Source organism: Collinsella sp. AM18-10 (genome assembly GCF_003471585.1).
Lineage (GTDB): Bacteria > Actinomycetota > Coriobacteriia > Coriobacteriales > Coriobacteriaceae > Collinsella.
Window position 1 is genome coordinate 20,695 of sequence record NZ_QRJO01000010.1, and the last position, 18,680, is coordinate 39,374.

The 18,680-nt window shown below is 57.2% G+C and carries 19 protein-coding genes; 8 read left to right on the plus strand and 11 right to left on the minus strand.

Annotated elements, in window-relative coordinates; genetic code table 11:
• Positions 1-18 precede the first annotated feature (18 nt).
• Positions 19-1,041 (plus strand): YafY family protein, encoded by a 1,023-nt coding sequence (locus DW211_RS06975; protein WP_117647825.1) that lies wholly within the window; start codon positions 19-21, stop codon positions 1,039-1,041.
• The gene (locus tag DW211_RS06980; protein ID WP_118260006.1) at positions 1,028-1,945 is read left to right on the plus strand and encodes a YafY family protein; all 918 of its coding nucleotides are present in this window, start codon (positions 1,028-1,030) and stop codon (positions 1,943-1,945) included. Before DW211_RS06975 ends, DW211_RS06980 begins: the two co-directional genes overlap by 14 nt.
• Here DW211_RS06980 and DW211_RS06985 read toward each other — a convergent pair.
• Entirely contained in the window at positions 1,942-4,836 is a 2,895-nt protein-coding gene (locus DW211_RS06985) for a helicase C-terminal domain-containing protein (protein ID WP_118260007.1), read from the minus strand. The genes DW211_RS06980 and DW211_RS06985 overlap by 4 nt on opposite strands.
• Positions 4,830-5,795 (minus strand): D-alanine--D-alanine ligase, encoded by a 966-nt coding sequence (locus DW211_RS06990; protein WP_118260009.1) that lies wholly within the window; start codon positions 5,793-5,795, stop codon positions 4,830-4,832. Before DW211_RS06990 ends, DW211_RS06985 begins: the two co-directional genes overlap by 7 nt.
• A gap of 85 nt (positions 5,796-5,880) precedes the next feature.
• Between DW211_RS06990 and rlmN the strand changes: the two genes are divergently transcribed.
• Positions 5,881-6,933 (plus strand): 23S rRNA (adenine(2503)-C(2))-methyltransferase RlmN, encoded by a 1,053-nt coding sequence (rlmN, locus tag DW211_RS06995; protein ID WP_055251319.1) that lies wholly within the window; start codon positions 5,881-5,883, stop codon positions 6,931-6,933.
• Positions 6,934-7,131: 198 nt separating this feature from the next.
• On the opposite strand, the gene DW211_RS07000 is transcribed toward rlmN, so the two are convergent.
• The 9 genes from DW211_RS07000 to rpmH all read right to left on the minus strand — a co-directional run bounded on the left by DW211_RS07000 (position 7,132) and on the right by rpmH (position 12,172).
• Positions 7,132-7,386 carry a hypothetical protein gene (locus tag DW211_RS07000; RefSeq protein ID WP_117564012.1) on the minus strand — a complete coding sequence of 85 codons (255 nt, stop codon included), beginning with the start codon at positions 7,384-7,386 and terminating at the stop codon, positions 7,132-7,134.
• Positions 7,376-8,281 (minus strand): ParB/RepB/Spo0J family partition protein, encoded by a 906-nt coding sequence (locus DW211_RS07005; RefSeq protein WP_199576715.1) that lies wholly within the window; start codon positions 8,279-8,281, stop codon positions 7,376-7,378. Before DW211_RS07005 ends, DW211_RS07000 begins: the two co-directional genes overlap by 11 nt.
• Positions 8,274-9,074 carry a ParA family protein gene (locus DW211_RS07010; protein ID WP_118260010.1) on the minus strand — a complete coding sequence of 267 codons (801 nt, stop codon included), beginning with the start codon at positions 9,072-9,074 and terminating at the stop codon, positions 8,274-8,276. The genes DW211_RS07005 and DW211_RS07010 overlap by 8 nt, the downstream gene beginning before the upstream one ends.
• Positions 9,075-9,208: 134 nt before the next feature.
• Positions 9,209-9,874: a 16S rRNA (guanine(527)-N(7))-methyltransferase RsmG gene (gene rsmG / locus DW211_RS07015; protein ID WP_232049588.1), complete on the minus strand. Its 666-nt coding sequence runs from the start codon at positions 9,872-9,874 to the stop codon at positions 9,209-9,211.
• 169 nt (positions 9,875-10,043) lie between these two features.
• Entirely contained in the window at positions 10,044-10,613 is a 570-nt protein-coding gene (locus DW211_RS07020; protein WP_022093802.1) for a R3H domain-containing nucleic acid-binding protein, read from the minus strand.
• A gap of 44 nt (positions 10,614-10,657) precedes the next feature.
• Positions 10,658-11,428 carry a YidC/Oxa1 family membrane protein insertase gene (locus DW211_RS07025; protein WP_118260012.1) on the minus strand — a complete coding sequence of 257 codons (771 nt, stop codon included), beginning with the start codon at positions 11,426-11,428 and terminating at the stop codon, positions 10,658-10,660.
• A 29-nt stretch (positions 11,429-11,457) separates the two neighbouring features.
• Positions 11,458-11,682, minus strand: coding sequence for a membrane protein insertion efficiency factor YidD (gene yidD, locus DW211_RS07030; RefSeq protein WP_022093804.1), 225 nt, complete (start codon positions 11,680-11,682; stop codon positions 11,458-11,460).
• The gene (rnpA, locus tag DW211_RS07035) at positions 11,679-12,017 is read right to left on the minus strand and encodes a ribonuclease P protein component (RefSeq protein WP_082435526.1); all 339 of its coding nucleotides are present in this window, start codon (positions 12,015-12,017) and stop codon (positions 11,679-11,681) included. The genes yidD and rnpA overlap by 4 nt, the downstream gene beginning before the upstream one ends.
• Positions 12,018-12,037: 20 nt before the next feature.
• Positions 12,038-12,172, minus strand: coding sequence for a 50S ribosomal protein L34 (gene rpmH / locus DW211_RS07040; RefSeq protein WP_019127408.1), 135 nt, complete (start codon positions 12,170-12,172; stop codon positions 12,038-12,040).
• A gap of 345 nt (positions 12,173-12,517) precedes the next feature.
• On the opposite strand from rpmH, the gene DW211_RS07045 reads away from it, so the two are divergent.
• The 5 genes from DW211_RS07045 (at position 12,518) to DW211_RS07065 (ending at position 18,617) form a co-directional block, all read left to right on the plus strand.
• A complete protein-coding gene (locus tag DW211_RS07045) occupies positions 12,518-13,870 on the plus strand; it encodes an ATP-binding protein (protein ID WP_118260014.1) in 1,353 nt (450 codons plus the stop codon).
• A gap of 15 nt (positions 13,871-13,885) precedes the next feature.
• Positions 13,886-15,610, plus strand: a complete 1,725-nt coding sequence (locus tag DW211_RS07050; RefSeq protein ID WP_118260015.1) for a DnaA ATPase domain-containing protein — start codon at positions 13,886-13,888, stop codon at positions 15,608-15,610.
• Between the two features lie 237 nt (positions 15,611-15,847).
• The gene (gene dnaN / locus DW211_RS07055) at positions 15,848-16,951 is read left to right on the plus strand and encodes a DNA polymerase III subunit beta (RefSeq protein ID WP_022094338.1); all 1,104 of its coding nucleotides are present in this window, start codon (positions 15,848-15,850) and stop codon (positions 16,949-16,951) included.
• A 9-nt stretch (positions 16,952-16,960) separates the two neighbouring features.
• Entirely contained in the window at positions 16,961-18,067 is a 1,107-nt protein-coding gene (locus tag DW211_RS07060) for a DNA replication/repair protein RecF (protein ID WP_118260017.1), read from the plus strand.
• Positions 18,054-18,617 (plus strand): DciA family protein, encoded by a 564-nt coding sequence (locus DW211_RS07065; protein ID WP_118260018.1) that lies wholly within the window; start codon positions 18,054-18,056, stop codon positions 18,615-18,617. The genes DW211_RS07060 and DW211_RS07065 overlap by 14 nt, the downstream gene beginning before the upstream one ends.
• The last annotated feature ends 63 nt before the right edge of the window (positions 18,618-18,680 follow it).

Here is an 18,680-nt window from a genome sequence, read left to right on the forward strand (position 1 = left end):
TTCTCATGCGAGGACTCTATGACGGCAAGCGACGCGACCGCGACAATTAAAAAGGGGAATTCGGAGCCCAGTTTCGATAAAACGGCTCAGCGCATCCTCAATCTTTTCTTTGTGCTCAACAGCTCCCCCGAACCGCTGACGACCGAGCAGATCGTCTTGGATTCTGACCTGGGATATGGCTCGGGCAATATCGACTCGGATAAGCGCAAGTTTCGGCGCGATCGTGACAAACTGCTCGAACGCGGCATCTTAATCAAGGAGGTTCGCCCCGCCGGCGCGCAGGAGACCGAGGAAAGCTCATGGACAATCGACCGCGAGCACACGTTTGCGGCAGGCGGCCTCATCACCGCAGACGACGCCGATATCCTGCTCAACGCTATCGACCAGACAATAGCGGCCGGCTCATCCACTTTTGCCGCGCCGCTTGCCGATATTCGTTCCAAGATTGCCTACCTCACCGGCAGGACGACGGCGGACGAAGCACCGATCCGCCGCTCTCCCACCGTCGATGCGGTATGGAGCGCCTTTGCCGAGCGATGCGCGCTGCGATTTTTATATCAGAACGGACGCGGTGAGCAGAAAGAGCGTACCGTCTGCGTCTACGGCATGTTCGAGCGCGAGGGCGTTGCGTACTTCTGCGGCCTCGACAATGCCACCGACGACATCAGGACATTCCGCTGCGACCGTATCGTTCGCGCTTGGCGTCCTTCGAAGGCCTACGCCATCCCTGCAGACTTCAATCTCAACGACTACTTGTTCTTTGAATTCGATTTTGCCGACCGCCCGCCCGTTGCGGCTACGTTCTCGTTCGCCCCGCAGACGCAGATCGATATGATCAACGGCCTCACGCGCGGGCGAGGTGAGCTCGCACACACCGATTCGGGATGGACTTGGACCGTTGACGTGCGCGATCTTGAAGCCGCCGCCTCATTTTGCATGGCCCACGCCATGGACGGCATGAGGCCCATGGCCCCCAAATCGCTCAAGCAGGCGTGGAACCACCTCATTGAAAGGACGGTGCACGAGCATGCCCGTGCGTAAACTCACCAGCGAGCAGAGGCTCTCGCGCGCCATCGACATCATGGAGGCCCTCTACGCCGCCGGCGAGAGCGGCATGACACGAACCGAGATTTACAGTCGCTTTGACATCACGGGGGCGTCGCTCGACGAGATTCTCGAGATCGTCTCGACGCTCGCGGACCGAGAATCGGGTGCGCGTATCATCTGCGAATGCCACGGCGAGCGCGTGGTCCTCACCGGTGACGCCGGGCGTGTACTACCGCTGCGCCTGAGTGCCGCCGAGGGCGCTGTGCTCAACCACGAACTTGAATCGTTGGGGATCGAGCCCCAGGCGGCGGCTCGAATTCGACATGCTCTTCTACCCGAAGAGCTCGGCTATAACCAGCACGTCTTTGACACCGTCAACCACGGGTCGCACTGGCAGCAGCTGAGCTGCGCCATTCAGGACGGCGTTCGCTGTCGCATCTCGTATCGCTCGATGGACGATGCGCGGCCACGCGAGCGTCTGGTCGACCCCTTGCGCATTACAGCAAACGGCGACCAAACATATCTGATTGCCTGGGACATCGCGGTCGATGAGCAGCGCACCTATCGCATGGATAAAATCGAGGGACTCGCCTTGACGGAAGACTCCGTCGTGCCTCACGCACCGGACGTTGCATCCCTCCACGATTCCCTTGCCCGGACGCAGCGTAGCGCAAAGCTCTTGATGCCATTCGATATGGCGGAGCATCTGGACTGGGCCGGCATCACCCTAATCGAACGCAGCGGGACAGACATGGCAACGGTAACCGTACATTACGGCTCCGAGCGTTGGCTGCTGAGCCAGATAATCGCAGCGGGCGGAGCCATCCGCATCTTGGATGACCCCGCCCTGTCAAAGCGTCTGTGCGATATGGCAAAAACCCTCGTCTGTCCGCTTTAGCGCCGCCGCTCGTGGCGTGCACGCCACAGCTGTAGATAGTGCCCGATCTGTGCCGATTCGATGCGCTGGTAGGAGCTCGTGGGCAGCGACGTTAAGAACTTCTTGCCATAGCCCTTCGTCACCAGGCGAGGATCCGCCAAGATCAGCACACCGCTATCGGTCGACGAGCGAATCAAACGCCCCGCGGCCTGCTTAACCTCGAGCACCGCCTCGGGCAGCGAATAGCGCGCCCATGCGCGGTCTTCGCGCAGGTTGCGCTCGCACGAGAGCGGGTCCGTGGGGCTCGAGAACGGCAACTTGGGAATGATGACGCAGCGCAGCGTCTCGCCGCTGGCATCAAACCCCTCCCAGAAGGCCTTGAGCGCAAAAAGCGACGAGGCCGGTTCGTTGATAAACCGGTCGCGCAGGCGACGAGGAGATGAGTTGCGCTGCTGGCAGTTGAGCTCCAGACCCGCACGGGCCATCTTGGGCTCAACGCGGGCGTATAGGTCCTCCATGTCGCGCCGATTGGTGAACAACGTGAGCACCGATCCGCCCATGGCAAGATGGGCGTCGACCAGTACGCGCTCGAGCGCCGTAAGATAGCTCTCACGATCGCGCGGATCGGGGATATCGCCCGCAACGACTACAGCCATGTTCGAATCGAAGTCGTAGCTCGAGTCCAAGTGCAGCGATGACGACGTTGAAGCACCGATGCGATCAAGGCCGACCGCATGGTTAAAGTGCTCAAAGCTTTTGGACACCGTCATGGTCGCCGAGGCAAAGATAGCCGTGTGAACCTCGGGTAGCCACTCGGTTGCCAAAGCCTCGCCAATGTCGATGCGCTCTGCGGTCATCGACTCTCCGCCGGCACGAAGTCTGCGATTGACCTGCAGCGAGTACACGTAGTGTTCATCGGTGCCATCAATGATGAGTTTGAGGTTCTCGGCCAGCTCGTGCAGGCGGCGCGAGATATCACCCAGGTCGACAACAACCTCGGGCTTGTCGGCGGCGACGGCTTGCACCAGCGCGTCGACGCTCTTGTCAGCTTGTTCCAATGCGTCGATGCCAGTGTAGGCCGACTGTAAGAAATCATGCCAGTCGTCTGATTCGCGCAGCTCGGGGCCAATCCATAGATTGGCATTGTCATAACCCCCACGCGCACGGCGGCCGAGCTCGCGAACGCCATCGAACACGTCGGCGATTGCCATGCTCGCGCGGGCAACCGTCAACGTCGCCTTGGCAGTAAGGCCCAGATAGAGCGTAGAGCCCTCGGAGGTTGCCAAATCACGGGAAACCTGGCTTAGTGCGCCGGTGCTCGAGCCACCCAGGCGCTCGAACAGGACGCGTGATTCGTCCGCCGACACCACGCGCGCCCACTGACGGCGCGCCTCGCGCTCGATGGAATGGGCCTCGTCGATTACCCAATGACGAATCGGAGGCAAAATCCTGCCCTCGGCCGCGACGTTACGGAACAGCAGGGAATGGTTGGTGACCACCACATCGGCATGCGCCGCACGACGGCGGGCGCCGTGGACCAAACATTTATCAGGGAAAAACGGGCAGAGGCGACGAGCACACTCGCGCGAGGCCGTCGTAAAGTCGGGACGGTTGACGCTGCGCCACCGAATGCCGAGCGAGTCGAGGTCGCCATCGGCCGACTGACACACGTACGCCATGATGACCGCGACTGCCGTAAGCGTGTCGGCAGGATCACGCTTAGTCGTAATTTCGACTTGGCCGCGGCTCATGCGCTCAAGCTTGCGCAAGCATGGATAGTGGTCATGGCCCTTGAGGGCGCAAAACGATAGGCCTCCGTCCAGCTGCTCAGCAAGTTTGGGCAGCTCGTGATACATGAGCTGGTCGGCAAGATTATTCGATTTAGTCGCGATACCCACCGTGATGTTGTTGCGGCGCGCGGCCTCGGCAAAAGGCACCAGATAGGCCATCGATTTGCCGACGCCTGTGCCCGCCTCAATTACACGATGAGTGCCCGTGACCAGCGCATCGCGGACCTCGAGCGCCATCGCGATCTGCTCATCACGCGGCTCGTAGGTGGGATACATGCGATTGACCAGGCCGCCCGGGGCATAGTCCGCCTCGATTTCCTCGCGGCTCGGCATCTTAAGGACCGGTAGCTCGTCCGCATCAACGCGATCATCGGCCCGATCGGCCTTGAGAACGTCGGCGCGGGCGGCGCTGAGAGAGAAGATAGAACCAGGGTTCTGCCCTGCCAAGAACGAGAAGATAGGACGATAGGACCAAGGCACGTCCGGATGCATGTCGGCTAGGCGCGCCATAAGGCCCTGGGGCAAGTCGGTGAGCGCCACGAGCAACACGCGCCATACGCCACACAGGGCGTCGACGTCGGCATTGGCACGGTGTGATACCGAGTCGCAGCCAAACAGATCGGCCATAAAAGACAGCTTGTGAGAGGCCAGGCGCGGAAGCGCGATGCGCGACAGCGCCAGCGAATCGATCCAAATATCGCTCACGTTGACGCCGCCTTTGACCGACTCGATAAACGAGCGGTCGAACGTGGCGTTATGTGCGATCACCGGGCAGCCACCGACAAAATCGGCGAGAGCGGCGACGGCCTCAACCGCCGACGGGGCATCTGCCACATCGGCATTTGTAATGCTCGTGAGCTCGGTAATCTCGGCGGGAATCAGCTGCTTGGGATGCACGAAGGTATCGAAGCGATCGACAACCTCGCGGCCCGAAAGGCGAGCCGCCGATATCTCGATAAGCTCGTTGTCCTGCACCGAAAGACCCGTGGTCTCGGTATCGAGGACGATAACATCTTCCTCGATGAGACCAAACGCTTGGGTTTTGGCGCGCTCGGCAAGCGTGGCATAGGAATCGATGACAAACTGCGGCGTTCCTGACGAAACCGCGTCCTCGATTAGCATGCAATGCCCGCTCGACGAAGGCCCATACGGATCAGGCTGTCACAGACCTGCGGGAACGTCATGTCGTCGGTGTGGCGGATCTCATCCGGATACAGCGACGTATCGGTCATGCCGGGAATGGTATTGGTCTCGAGGATAACGGGGCCGTCCTCGCTCACAATAAAGTCGCTGCGCGAGATACCCAGGCAACCGAGGGCCTTGTGAGCGGCACAGGCAAGTTCCTGAGCGCGAGCGTAATTCTCGGGTGAAATCTGCGCCGGAATGCGATGGATATCCGTAGGGTCGACATACTTCACGTCCAGATCGTAGAACTCGCAGTCCTCGGGCTTACGAATCTCGACAATCGGCAGGGCGCGTACGTCATCTTCGCCGTATACGCCGACGGTGATCTCGGTACCATCGATGCACTTCTCGACCAGCACTTTGTCGCCGTACTCAAACGCCTTGGCGATTGCCGCGGGCAGCTCGGAGGGCTCATGGACCAGGGAAATGCCATAGCTGGAACCGTTGACGGCCGGCTTCACAAAGCACCGCTCGCCACAAACCTCGACGATATGATCGATATCGACTTCATCGCCCACCTCGAGCGCAAGGCCGGGGGCAATGGGAATGCCCGCCTTGGCGTATAGGAGCTTAGAGACCTCCTTGTCGGCACCGCAGGCGCTGGCAAGTACGCCCGAGGCCGTGTAGGGGATACCCAGGGTCTCCATGGCACCCTGCATGGCGCCATCCTCACCGCCGGCGCCGTGCATGGCGATAAATGCCACATCGAATCCGCCGGTCGCCATGGTTACCATAAAGTCATCAGCGGCCGTGTCAAGCAGCTCCACCGAGGTGTAGCCGGCTTCCTTCAGCGCCACCACAACGTTCTTTCCCGAATCGAGCGAGATCTCGCGCTCGGCGGAATGACCGCCCGCCAAGACCGCTACGTGCATGTTCTCTAGGCTTTTACCCGGCATGGGCAGACTCCTCCTCTATAATTTCTGCAGCTGATACCATATTGTAGCGATACCCTCTACGTTTCCCCAAAATCGAAAGGCTTCCATGAATCCCAGGACTAAATCTCAGGACATTCGCGACTTGAGCCAAAACGATATTCGCGAGCTCGTGGCCGAACTTGGCCAGCCCGCCTTCCGCGCGAAGCAGCTCATCGAATGGGTCTTTGAGAAGAACGTTTGTTCGTTTGACGATATGACCAACCTTCCCAAGGCTTTCCGTGAGCAGCTTAAAGAGGCTTTTGCCTTTGATACACCGACTGAACTCACCAAGCAGGTTTCCAAAGATGGCTCGCGCAAGTATCTGCTCGAGTACCACGATGGCATTTCCGTCGAGACTGTCGGCATGCCCCGTCGTAACAAACTTTCCGTCTGCGTTTCCACCCAGGCAGGCTGCGGCATGGGCTGCGCCTTTTGCGCTACCGGTCTCAACGGCCTCAAGCGCTCTCTGACCGCTCAAGAGATCGTCGACCAGGTGCTTCATGTATCCAACGACTTTGGCGAGCGTGCCACAAGCGTTGTCTTCATGGGCCAGGGCGAGCCGTTTGCCAACTACGACGAGGTTCTCAAGGCATTGCGTATCCTCAACGACCCCGATGGTATCGGTATCGGCGCTCGTCACCTCACCGTCTCTACCAGCGGCGTTATTCCCGGTATTCGCAAATTTGCCGACATCCCCGAGCAGTTCACGCTTGCCGTTTCCCTGCATTCCGCCATCCAGTCGACGCGCAATAAGCTCATGCCCGGTGTTAAGAAGTACACGCTGCTTCGCCTTCACGAAGCGCTTCAGCTCTACACCGAGAAGACTGGCCGCCGCCCGACCTACGAGTACGCCATGATCGAAGGCGTCAACGATACGAATCCCGAGATGCAGGCACTCTGCGACTTCTGCGAGGGAACGCTGTGCCACGTTAACCTGATTCAACTTAACGACATCGAGGGCAGCCCGCTCAAGCCGTCGCCGATTCATAAGGTTGAGGATCTTCAGCGTCGTCTTGAGTCCCGTGGCATCGAGACCACGATTCGTAACTCCCGTGGTAACGATATTGACGCCGCTTGCGGACAGCTGAAACAGCGTTTCAAAGTTCAGAAGAACGCATAGGGGAGTCGCACTCCAAAACGTTTCATGTGAAACATCGAACGGCCCCTGTTGCAGGATATGCAACAGGGGCCGTTTCATTTATTGACCTCAATTTTGGACCGCTGCTAGCTTTCCCATTTTTTACGGACAAAATAAGCGGCCCTTGTCTCATGAATCAGACAAGGGCCCCTCAAAATATGCAGGGTAATTGTTAGGTACCTAATAGCCTACATTTTCCCATTGGTTGCTAACCCAACCTTGATTAATCTTAGGATTTTTCGTTACCTGAGCAGTGCGCATGGCAACATCTTCTGTCATAACATCCATTTTCTTCTTGGAAGTATCGACAATATCTTGCGCGCCACGAAGCAAACGACCTCGAAGTTCATCGTCTGTCGCGATCTTATAGCCAGCAAAGGCACCAGCCGCGACAGTCGTCACCAATGCAATCGCAGTTAAAATCTTATTCCTCATCTTGGCCTCCTTGATCAAACTGAATCATTTCACCAAGAATACGAGAGAGCTCTTCCTCGTCTTTAAACTCAATCTCAATCTTATTCTTTCCACGCGAGCTCTTCACGCGCACGTTGGTATTAAATACCTGACGAAGTACACGCGCAGCCTTTTTAAAAGACTGAGGCGTAGCAGGCCTCGGCGTCTTAGGTGTCTCTCCGGCAGAAAACAATGGAGCAAGATTTTCTGTCGCTCTTACGGAAAGGCCCTCTGCAACAACCTTCTCTGCAAGTCGAATTCGCGCGTCCTCATAGGGAACTGCAAGAATCGCACGTGCGTGACCAGCAGTAAGTTTACCCTCAAAAATCATCTGCTGAACTACTTCGGGGAGATCGAGAAGGCGCAGCGAGTTTGTAATTGCAGAGCGTGACTTGCTTACGGCCTTCGACAACGCCTCCTGGGTCATACCGCTAGCATCGATGAGCTGGCGATAGCCCTTAGCCTCTTCGACGGGATTCAGATCAGACCGCTGAAGATTTTCGATAAGAGCAAGAGCCAGCATCTCTTCATCATTAACATCTTTAATGATGACAGGCAGTTCCTCAAGACCAGCAAGCTTTGACGCCTGATAACGACGCTCACCAGCGATGATCTCATAGCCGTTTCCATGCTTGCGAACCAAGAGCGGCTGCAAAACGCCATGTTCTTGGATTGACTCGCTCAACTCGCGAAGTTCAGTTTCATTAAAGTGAACTCGCGGTTGATTAGGGTTGGGAACGATATCCTCAATAGGTAGTTTTGTTTCAGATGCGGCATTTGAAGCAGATGCAGCAGAACCACCGGTCTCATACTCAGCCTCTGAGACCAAAGCATTGAGTCCGCGTCCCAATCCACCACGTTTCTTTGCACTAGGCACGCTTGATCACCTCTTTTGCAAGGTTCATATACGCTTTTGCACCCTTGTTTTGAGGTGCATAGGTAATTACCGGTTCTCCAAAAGACGGAGCTTCAGAGATTTTAACCGTACGGGGGATCAGTGTCTTAAACGCCTTATCACCAAAGTACGATTGAACTTCCTCAACAACCTGATTCGACAAAGAAGTACGTGAGTCATACATGGTCATAAGCACGCCATAGGTGTCTAAGCCCTTGTTCAGACGTGATTTGACCATCTTCATTGACTCAAGCAGCTTCGTAACGCCCTCGAGTGCGTAATACTCACACTGGATTGGAATCAAAACGCTATCTGCTGCGGTCAAGGCATTGATAGTAAGCAGGCCGAGCGAAGGAGGACAGTCAATGAAAATAAAATCGAACTCGTCCTGAATCGGCTCAAGCAAATCTTTGAGGCGGGTTTCACGAGCAATTGCGCTTACGAGCTCAATTTCGGCACCTGCAAGCTGAATCGTAGCTGGAATTACGAATACCTTTTTGCAATTTGTATCAAGAATAAGCGATTCTGCCGGCACATCATTCAACAATGCATCATAGATGCAGTGATCGAGGTCTTCTTTTTCAATTCCAAATCCACTGGTGCTGTTTCCCTGCGGATCAAAATCGACAATCAGTGTCTTACGACCCTGCTCACCCAGTGCTGCTGCAAGGTTTACAGCCGTCGTTGACTTACCGACGCCGCCTTTTTGATTGATGATTGCAATGATACGCGTGTCTTTTGCGCTCTTAGAACGCTTAACGTCGCGAAATCCCACGGTCCCTCCTGGTGTGTATTAAAGCTGTCAAACGGAGGATGTTTCACGTGAAACATTCCGATTCGATATCAACCGCCATGTTTCACGTGAAACACTGCAAGTTGTTAGTATCCATTATGTTTCACGTGAAACATCTAGGCAAGCGGATTCTTCTTTGCCATGCCATTTGCACGAGGCAATGAAACGGATGCTGGATGACTCTTCTTAAGAACAATGAACTCCCTGTGGCCCAAGCCCTCAGGCAAATCGATTGCGTCATTCAGAAGCAAAGTGAAGCCGCAAATCTTAGCTGCTGACATGCCGGAAGCAAGCTCCTCATCCGAAGGATTACCCTTGGTGATAACAAATAGACCTCCATCCTTGAGGAACGGAGCCGCATACTCAACAAGAATCGGTAGAGGGGCCAGTGCGCGGGCGGTTACGACAGAGAACTGCTTCTTGTGGCTTCGAGCATATTCTTCAAGACGATCATGAACGGCATGAGCATGTTTCAATCCAAGAGCATGGACAAAAGAATTGACAGCATCAACCTTCTTGCCAACAGAGTCAATATAAGTAGCTTTACGATGCGTGGTTATGGTTAAAGGAATACCGGGGAAGCCCGCACCTGTTCCCATATCGAGCAAAGCTCCCTCAGGAGCCTTATTGATATAAGGGAGCAAAACAAGAGAGTCGAGGATATGTAGTACCGCAGCATCTTCTATGTTAAGAATACGGGTGAGATTGGTTGTCTTATTTGTTTCCAGAACCAAATCCAAATGCTGAATACATTTCCTCAGCTCAACATCAGTTACGCTCAAGGAATACTCTTTGCAATAGGAAGTTAGACGACTCAACATCTCGTCAGCCTGCTGATCAGTAAGTACTAACAACGAAAGCTCCTTTCTGACAAAAATCAGTGTATCGAGAACTTTTGACAAAAAAAGGGGACGTGGAAACCACGTCCCCTTAAGCATAAGCTCGAGTAGATTATCGAGCAACAATCACCACATGGCGATCGGGGTCAGAACCCTCAGAATGAGTATCGACGGCGTCATTGCCACGAAGTGCAATGTGAACCAGTCGGCGCTCGTAGGCATTCATGGGCGGAAGCGAAACACTCTTATGAGTGCGGATGGCACGCTCGGCAGCAGACTGAGCCATGGAGGCAACCTTGTCCTGACGGCGGCTCTTGTATCCCTCGACGTCCACTACAACCGGATATCTAAAGCCGAGCTTGCGGCTCACCAGCAATGAGAACATAACCTGAAGGGCATCAAGGGTGCGACCATGACGGCCAATGAGAACAGCAAGGTCGGGAGCCGTTACATCCAGAATCAGCTCACCCTCGTCGCCCTCATACTCATCGATAGGAGAGTTGGCGGCATCGAAGTGCGAAAGGATGGAACGCAGGATGGAAATCGCGACATCGGCAATGGTGTCGAGCTCCTCGTCGGTCAGCTCTTCACCGGCCTTGTAGCGCTGTGCAATCTCGGGATAATCGCCCGCGACCTGCGGGGCAACCTCCTCAAGCATATCCTCGATGATCTCTTCAGACATAACGTACTCCAAAAGTTAGGTACCTAAATAAGATTGATATCCCGCTACTTCTTCTTGTGCGGGCGCGGCTTCTTCTCGCGACGAGTGACCTCAACCTGCAGCGGCGCGTTCTTAAGGCGCTCCTCCTCATCGGCCTTCGCCTTGTCGATGACCTTCTGCGTCACAAAAATCTGCTGGATAACCTGCCAAGCAGACGAGACGTCGTAGTACAGCAGAACACCAACGGGAAGGCTCCAGCCCATCCAAAGCATCATGACCGTCATGACAACGACCATCATACGCATGCTCTGAGCCTGCTGGCCGGTCTGGTTGCGCGACATATAGAGTTGCGGAATCAGGGTCAGGACAGCGAACAGGATCAGGCAGACCAGCGCAGGCAGCGCGACCATAAAGCCATCGGCAAAGGAGGCACTCGGCGTGGTGGTCAGGTCGGGCAGAATATTAAAGAACGAGAACGTGCCGTCGTTAAAGTAGTCCGGCAGGTTACGCAGCAGCGTAAATAGGGCGAACAGGACAGGCATCTGAATCAACAGCGGCAGACAACCAGCCATCGGGTTGAACTTGTTCTCGCTGTAGAACTTCTGCATTTCCTCGGCCTGACGCTGGGGATCGTCGGCATAGCGCTCCTGGATCTCGAGCATCTTGGGCTGCAGCACCTGCATGCGTGCCGTCGACTTAGTCGACTTGAGCATAAGCGGCGTCAGCAGCAGACGGATGATGACCACCAGGATGATGATGGACAGGCCCCAGTCGACCGCAAAGGTCTGGATGAGCTTGAGCAGCTCGAAAAGGATGTTAACGATCCAATCCCACATGTAAGTTTTCCTCCGATAGCGAGTGCCCGCTAGGGCACAGGGTCATAACCGCCGACGTGCAGGGGATTGCAGCGAGCGATGCGCCTCACGGCAAGCCAGCAGCCTCTCAAAACACCGTACTTCTCAATCGCCTGGACGGCGTATTGCGAGCACGTTGGGTAATAAATGCAGGCGTCAGGCAATAAGGGCGAAATAACCTGTTGATATATGCGAATAGGAGCGATGGCAACACGTCGCAAAACGTGATTGCTCATCGCTCCTCCCCGGCAACGCCGGCGCGTTTCATAAGCGAACGCAATGCATTGTCCATCTCCTGAGGCGAAGAAACCCTCGTCTTGGGGGTTGCGAACAAGATGATGTCATAACCCGCAACGGGAAATCCACAGCTGCGGGCGGCCTCGCGCATCACACGCTTAGAACGGTTGCGCACGACAGCACAACCGAGCCGTTTAGCACCAACGAAGGCGACCCTTCCGGAGTCGCCTTCGCCAACCGATTCACATATGGTCATTCGAATCAGAGGGTGATTGAAACGACGCCCCTGACTGAACACATGCTCGAAATCTTGCCGAGACTTAATAGTCTTCATGCGAGATGTGTGTATCGCTGCTAGACAGTGAGACGCTTGCGGCCCTTGGCGCGACGACGGGCGAGCACGGCACGACCACCCTTAGTGGCCATACGGGCACGGAAGCCATGGGTCTTGGCACGCTTACGCTTATTAGGCTGATACGTACGCTTCATCTTAAGTTCCTCCTGCTGCATTTCGAGTGTCCGCGGGGGCGCGGACGCAGATATAGACACGTGAGCTTGAAGATTGTAGGGAAATCAATGTTCAAATGTCAAGAAATCAAAGGTAAAAGGTTACGCAGTTCACACGGTTCCCCCATAAGCCGAGCTCGATTTAGCGGTTCATGGCAACTTTTCACGATATTTCATCGAGTTTTCAACAGGTCATGTTGGCAATGTTGAGAACTTTTCGTCCATTTTCCAAAGTTTTCAACAGGTTTTGAAAAGTTGTCGAAAGATGAGAAACATTGCACGGTGAGCTACTATTTGTTCGAAACCTTTTGAAAGATTGCGAGCGGCATGTCTGACGACTTTTACACCATGGTCGATTCCGGAGACCCGGCACCCGACAACGAGCACATCACCGGCGTGCGCGAAGAGCGTGAGGAAGGCGAGCAGACGACCACGCAGGCGCCAAAAGCCATGTACGCCGCGCGCATCGCCGTCTATGACGACATGCTGTCGACACCACGTGTGATCGTCATTGATCCGCAAGATGTCCGCACGTATTTGGAAGAGACGACCAACACCGTCTACCGGTGCATGAAAGAACAAGGTGGCCATATCTCGCTCATGGTCATCCGCGAGATTGTCGAAAACTTTATCCACGCACACTTTGCCGAGCCCATCATCTCGATTCTGGACGGCGGAGACACCATCCGCTTTGCTGATCAAGGACCCGGCATCGACGACAAGGAGCGCGCTTTCGACTTTGGCGTTACCAGCGCAAACAGCAAGATGAAGCGCTATATCCGTGGAACCGGAGCAGGGTTTCCCATGGTGCAGGAGTATTTGGAAAACGCCGGCGGGGCCGTGTCCATCGAGGACAACATGGGCAACGGCACCGTGGTTACGGTAAGCCTGGATCCTAAACGCGTGCAGGAAATCGAACGCGCCGGCGGGCGCGGTGCTGCCGTGCGGCCCGAGACGGAGCAGCCCGCATATCCCCTGCCGGGAGCTTTTGCGCAGCAGCCCATGGCAACGCAACAGATGCAGCCCCGCGTGGGACAGATGCAGCAGCCCGGAATGCTTCCTACACAAGAGTCCCAGGCGGCGTCGATGTCGATGCCGCCAAACGTGCCAGAGGCCATGCCGCTGGCGGATCAGGATGCAGCAGCAATGCAGCAGGCGACGGGGGCACCGGGTGGCCAGCAAATGGGATATCAGCCGTACCAACAGGGATATCCATATCAGCAGATGCCGCCACTGGGGTATGGCCAGCAGTTCCCACAGCAGTGCCAGCGGGGATATCAGCAGCCGTACCAGCAGATGCCGCAGCAGCAGTACAACCCCTGGGCCCAGCAGATGACTCCGCAGCCTTACCAACAGTGGCCTCAAAGTTTTCAACAGCAAATGCCGCCGATGCAGAGTTCTCAACAATCAGCAGCTCAAATGATGTATCCTAATGCAGCAAATCAGTATGCGCAGCCACAGCCGGACGTGTTCGTAAGCGATCGCGGCAACGCCGCGCTGGGCTATCTGGCGCAAAATCAAGCGTGCGGTGCAACCGATCTGGCGAGGGCGTTTGGAAACTCGGCCCCCACTTGGTCACGCACGCTCAATGACTTGGCGCAGGCCGGCTTGGTCATCAAGCATGGCCAGAAATACCATCTGACCGAACTCGGCGCCGCTCGCGTGCGAGCTCAGAGCTAAAGAACGGGAGAGACAGTGGACGAGGAAGCAAGCATCATCCTGGGGGATGCCATCGCCTTTTGCCAGCGCGACGGCCAAGATGCACGCCTCATCAACATGCTGGGGCAATCGCGCGCCATAAGCCTGACCGAAGATACGCTCACGATCGAGGCCCCCTCGCGCTTTGCCATCGCGCAGCTCAAAAAGCATCAGCCGACTATTGAGGCCTATCTGGAAGAAATCGCCTTTGCACCGATCGCGCTCGACATCGTGGCACCGCAAGGCGCAACGGCCGAATCTGCTGCCGCGACGGCGCCCGCCACGGCTCCCGCTGCTTCCCCGGCGGTGCCGGCCTCCGCAGGCGACGTGCCGACAATCGAGCACCAGCACGGCGATGTTTCCCGTGAAACCATGGCACCGTTGCCGACCGCCGCTGCGACGTCAACGAACGCACCCGTCACGCACATGCCTATCGCTCACGACGCAGCGGCGGGCGCGGATTCGGGCATTGCAATCAAGAACACGCTCTCGGCCGATGATTTTCGTCGCATGATGAACCAGATGAAGGGCGGAGCGCCGACTAAGTCCACGCAAGCTGCGACCCCCGCTTCACCCATGCCAGCACCGACCGTACCGGCCGAGCAGAATGCGGATGGAGCCCCGCTCGCCGCGAACTCAAAATTTACCTTTGAGAACTTTGTCTACGGCCCCGAGAACAGCCATGCCTATCGCTCGGCACTCAAGTTTGCCGCCCTCGCGGACGAGCGCGGCACGTGCACATCACTGTTCATCTACGGCAAATCGGGCCTGGGCAAGACGCACCTGCTGCTTGCCATCAAAAACGAGCTCGCCGAGAAGTCGCCCGAGATCAAGGTCAAGTATGCCAACTCCCAAGCATATCTGGACGACCTGATGACCGAGTTCGACCGCCAAAAGAAGAGCAACGCCCCTATCATGCAGGCATACCACGGCGTGGACGTGCTCATCATCGATGACATCCAAAACATCATCGGCAAGCGCGCGAGCGTGGACTACTTTTTCCAGCTCATGGACGAGTTCATCCGCAGCAACAAGAAGGTCGTCATCGCGGCAGACCGCGCCCCCAAGGACCTGAGCATGGACGAGCGTCTGACCAGCCGCTTCAACGCCGGCATGCTCTGCTTGGTCGCAGAGCCCAGCTACGAGATGAAATACAAGATCTTGCAGCGCTATTACGAGAACACCATCGTCGCCGCTCCCGAGGCAAGCGACGACTCGCTGCTGGCGGCCTATGGGGGCGACGGCGGGCACCTGACCGACGAGCACTTTAAACACATGGCCGAGGTCTCGGGCACCAACATCCGCGAACTCGAGAGCTTCTGCGAGCGCTGCGCCGGCGAGGCGGGCGACCGCGAGCGCGAGGGCGGGGAGCTCACCTTTGACGATATCGACGCCATCGCCAGCCAGTACTTCGACACATCGGCCAAAAAGATCAACGTCCAGACGGTTCAGTCCGTCATCGAAGAGCAGTACGGCGTGACGCACGAGGAGCTCATCGGCCCGCGTCGCAACGCCAATATCGCCAAAGCACGCCATATCGCTATCTACCTAGCCATCGAGATGTGCGAGATGACGACCACGGCGGTGGGCGCCGAATTTGGCAACCGCAACCACTCGACCGTCAGCACAAGCTACAAAAAGGTCCAGAAGATGATCCAGGAAGACCGCACCGTCACCGAAGACCTCAAGTCGCTGCGCGATAAAATTACACTGCGCTCGTAGGGAAATAGAGACACCTGTTGAAAACTTGTCGAAACCACGGGCATAAGGTGTCTAAAACCCAACCCGCGGTGATGAAAAGTTTTGCGCAGGTTTTGAACGTGGAAAACCACCCCCGTTGCACACAGGTTGCTGTCGATTCTCTTTTTGGGTCTGACCTGCGTCTTTGAGAGTAATCAACAGTTTCGTCAGTGCTATTACTATTATTAAGATATTTATATCTATAGAAAGGTATTAAAGATGAAGTTCACCGTCAGCCAGAGCTCGCTTACACAAGCCATCGGCGTCGTTATGAAGGGTGTCGCTTCGGCATCCACCCTTCCCATCCTGTCGGGCGTGCTCGTCAAGGCGCAAGACGGCATCTTGGAATTCCAGACCTCTAACTACACCATCTCGATCCGTCATCGCATCGCGGCGCATGTCGAAGAAGAGGGCGAGATGGTTATCCCCTGTAAGATGCTCTCCAATATCACCAAGACCCTCCCCGATGCCCCGGTCACCTTTGAGCTGTCCGAGCGCCAGGTGCTGATTGGTTGCGAGAAGAGCTCGTTCCGCCTGAACACGCTCGATGCCAATGACTTCCCCGAGTTTCCGGCCTATGCCATCGAGAGCGCCGTGGAGCTGCCGACCGATATCTTGTCCGAAATGGTCGGCCGCGTGTGGCGCGTCACCTCGACCGACAAGGCCCGCCCCATCCTGGGCGGCGTGCACATGAAGGTCGAGAACAACACCGTGCGCCTGGTGGCGACCGATTCCTTCCGCTTGGCCGTGTGCGATACGCAGGTCGAGACCTCGACCCTCGAGGGCTCCTTTGAGCTCAACGTTCCGGCTGACGCCTTTAACGACGCGCTGAACATCATGGCCAGCCAGGCGACCATCATGATCGGGGCTACCGACACCCAGGTTGTCTTTGAGGCCGGCAACACCACCTACGTGTCGCGTCGTATCGAGGGCGTGTACCCCAACTACAAGCAGCTCATCCCCGATTCGTGCGTGACGAGCGTCAAGATCGACGTCGCCGCCTTTAACGCCGCCCTCAAACGCGTGGCCGTCATCGCGAGCGCCAACCCCGCCGTCAAGTTCGAGATCGATGTCGAGAACGGGCAGATGGGCCTGTCCTCCATTTCCAATGACCAGGACCTTGCGCAGGAGACGATCGATGTCGAGGCCGAGGGCGAGTCGGGCACCATCGCCTTCAACTACCACTACATCTTCGGCTGCCTCAATGCCCTGTCCAAGGAGAAGGAGATCACGCTGGAGCTCAAGAGCTACTCGCAGGCGGGCATCTTTAAGTCCTACGACAAGATCAACTACCTGTACCTAGTCATGCCGGTCCGCATCTAGCGCTGCGCCATGACCATGTTCGCCCGCGATCTTTCCGTCGCGCACTACCGCAGCTTCGATAGCTACTGTCTTGCCCTGGACGAAGGCGTGACGATACTTGCGGGGCCCAATGCGGCAGGAAAGACCAATCTCATAGAGGCGCTGCAGCTGCTGACGAGCGGCGCCTCGTTTAGGCATCCGACCGCAGCCGAGCTCGTCCATGACGGCGTGGGCTCGTGCAAGGTCGAGCTGAGACTCGAGGGCGACGGCCGCGTGCTTGATATGGGACTGAGCGCGGAGGACGGTAAGCGCTCGTTTAGCCGCAACGGCAAGAGATGCTCTGCCGCCGGTGTGCGCGGGGTTCTGCCGAGCGTGCTGTTTTGCCCCGACCATCTGGACATGGTTAAGCGGGGCGCCAGTGTGCGCCGCGCCGCCCTCGATGACTTTGGCATGCAACTGAGCGCACGCTATGCCGATCTTGCGAACACCTATGGGCGCTGCGTGACCCAGCGTAACGCCCTGCTCAAGGAGACCTGGTGCTGCCGCGAGATGCTCGGCGCGTGGAACGAATCGATTGCCCGCGCGGGCTCGGCCCTGCTCGTGCACCGGTTGGCCCTGCTCGACCGGCTGGCGGGCCATGTGCGCGCTGCCTACGGGCAAGTAGCGTCCGGTGAAGCCGCCAACGTGTCCTATGCGTCCACGCTGGGGGATTTACCCCAGGTCGAGGATCGCGAGGAGCTGAAGGGCTGGGCGTACGAGCGCATGCTGACCGCCTTTGATGAGCACGCCGACGAGGAAATTCGCCGCGGCGTGACGTTGGTGGGACCGCATCGCGACGAGATTGAATTTACCGTGGCGGGTCGCTCCGCCCGTTCATTTGCCAGCCAAGGACAGCAGCGAACGTTGGTGCTGTCCTGGAAGGTGGCGGAGGTGGCCGTGGCTCGCGATGTCCTGGGCACCGCCCCACTGCTGCTTTTGGACGACGTGATGAGCGAGCTCGACGGCGAGCGTCGCGGTGCTTTCCTGCGGCTGATCGGCGATGATATCCAGACGGTCATAACCACGACCAACCTGGGATACTTTACCGATGACCTGCTTGATCGAGCCAAGGTGGTGAGTATGGGTGAGACGTGCTAATTACGAGCGCGAGAGCGAGACGGTCGCCTTCAGTGGGTTTTTGAACGCAGAGCGCCAGCGCATCCTGGCGGCTGCAACGCCTAAGCGCCGCGCGCAGATGGAGGCTGCCGAGGAGTCGCGCGCGGTCTATCGCGCGTGGAACGCGGTGTGCTCGGGCACGCGCGAGGGGCGGCATGTGACGGGCCTGCGCTACCTGCCCGAGTCCAATGAGCTGCTGGTATATCTCGACTCGCCCTCGTGGACGCAGGAAATGACGCTGCTGCGCGAGATCATCCGCGCGCGCATGGAGCGCGCCGGTGCGCATGTGGACGGCCTGGTGTTCAAAACCACCGCGCCCGGTCACACGCCACCCGCCGCCAAGGAGCGCCTGCGCCCGGCGACGACCGAGCGCCCGCCGGCTCCGCACGCCGACCTAAGTGAGGCCGAGCGCACCGAGATCGAGCGCCAAGTGGCGCCCATCGAAGACCAAAAACTGCGCGAGGCCCTCGAGAATGCCATGAGAGCCAGTGCCGAGTGGGCCAAGGGCGTGCAAAGCAAAAAAGAGCCTTAAATCGCATCTGGTGGCCTTGTAGAGCCAAATACCCTCGTTCCCGAGGGTATTTTTTTACGATAA